The 2007-nt window shown below is 50.5% G+C and carries 2 protein-coding genes; both read left to right on the top strand.

What is annotated here, in order from left to right; all coding sequences use genetic code 11:
- Positions 1-1116 (top strand): DUF1348 family protein (locus LIO64_RS04595; protein ID WP_290548273.1); only part of this gene is annotated, 1116 nt, incomplete at its 5' end.
- A 10-nt stretch (positions 1117-1126) separates the two neighbouring features.
- Positions 1127-1465, top strand: coding sequence for a hypothetical protein (locus tag LIO64_RS04600; protein WP_290548274.1), 339 nt, complete (start codon positions 1127-1129; stop codon positions 1463-1465).
- The last annotated feature ends 542 nt before the right edge of the window (positions 1466-2007 follow it).

The raw sequence follows: 2007 nt of genomic DNA on the forward strand, positions 1-2007 counted from the left end.
TGGCAACAGCAGCCTCAGCAGGATTGGCAACAGCAGCCTCAGCAGGATTGGCAACAGCAGCCTCAGCAGGACTGGCAACAGGAGCCTCAGCAGGTGATGTATCCCCCCTCTTCCTTACAGGAAACCTCCCATATGGTACAGAAAACAGGTGGTTTTCATAAAGGTCTGCTGATCTCCGCCTCCATTGCCGCATTTTTTCTGATAGCAGGCGCATTCCTCAGTTACACCTTTTATGGCAAAGGAGAAAAACTCCTCAAACGAACCAATTCCCTGAAAAGCGACATCTATGCACTCACCGATGAAACAACCCTTCTCCGGAAAAAGTATGAACCGGTCAAACAAACGGCCGAAGCTCTTGCCCAGACATCCGAGAAAGTGAGGCAACTCCAGACTTCTCTTGAAGCCAAGGAAAAGGAAGTTGAAAAAATCAGGCAGGCACATTCCTCTACTCTGTCAAAACTGAAAAACACACAACAAGCCATTGCCTCTTTGGAACGAGAAAAGACCAGGAGAAAAATGCTGAACGAAAGAAAGAATAGTTCATCTCCACCAACCACTCCCCTACCCCAGAATTCTGTGGCTTCAACCGTCACCGATTCTGTCCAAACTGCTCTCCGGACTACGTCCTCGGATACATCTTCTTCCGATCTTCCTCCCGTAGGAGTAAACACAGTCCAAATTCCAAAGCCGCCTGTCGTAAATCCGACGCCTCAACTAGACAACCAGATGTTTCAGCAAGGAGTGGCCTACCTGAAGGCCCGGAAAACAGGAGACATTGCCTATCTCTCCAAAACCTTTGCACCCCGTAGCACTTACCTGTATGCGGACGGCAAGGAAGTATCCAACCAATTCATTATGGATGATATTCAAAAATTCTGGGACAAATGGCCTATCCGCGATTATCGGCTATTGAAAATAGCCTATTCCGGAAACGCTGTGGAACTGATCTATTTTTACGAATGTTCCAATCATTCGGGAAAAACCATCCGAGGATATACCAAGGAAATGTGGCAGACTTCACCATCCGGGCAAATCATCCAGTGGAATGAAGTCCTCAATAACAAAGAAGCTCCTGATTCCACGTCCGGCTACCGCACACTTAAACTGCACTATTAAAATTATCGTCATGAAAACTTTGATCATCATTACTAGCCTCCTTCTTTCTTTAGGTTCTTCCGGCTGGTTCATCTGGTCGTATTACGACCGGAATGCCAAATACCGACAAGCTGTGGAGGAGGAAAATTCCCTGTCCGACGAAAAAGCGGACTTGTCCAAAAAACTGGAAAACGGACGGCAAATTATTGAACAGTCGAACTCCCTAGAAAGCATACGTACTAAAGAGGAATACCTTCAGAAGCAGCTCTCACGCCTTGACGAAGAAAGCCGTTCCATTCTGGAAAGTGAAGGGGAACTGCGCCAGCTGGAAGACCGGCAGGCAGACCTCCGGCGGGAGCTGGACAAGTAGAATTATCCCGCACACGCCTCTCTCCATTCATCCCGGATCAGAAAAAATTGCGGGGCTCTTCCATCCCTCCACTTAACACCATCCAATATTATTTATGAATACACCACAGCAACAAAACCAGCCGGACCACGTTCCGGGAGAAGGAATTCCCCCCCATCCGCATCAGCCCATGCACGGGGAATCACGGCAAATGCCACAGGACATTCCACAGCAACATCCCATTCCTCCAAATAGCCAATCATCCCAACAACAGGTCAATATTCCCCAGGGAAGCATGCCACCCCATTCCCAGCCTCCTATCCAAGGGCAACCACGGCAAATGCCACAGAGCGCTCCTCAGCAGCCAACCCGCCCCATGTGCCCTCAACAAGGACAACTATCCCGGCCGCCCTATCCAGGACCCCAGCCATCCCAACAACAAGCCCGTCTTCCGCAAGGAGGCATGCCAGCCCAATCCCGGGCGGGCTGGGGGGGGGGGGGGGTGTGGGGGGGCGGGCGGCGCGGCTGTTCGGTTGTGTTGTCAAAGCTGAACAGTGAGTACT

Source organism: Akkermansia sp. (genome assembly GCF_020860705.1).
In the GTDB taxonomy this organism is placed as follows: domain Bacteria; phylum Verrucomicrobiota; class Verrucomicrobiia; order Verrucomicrobiales; family Akkermansiaceae; genus Akkermansia.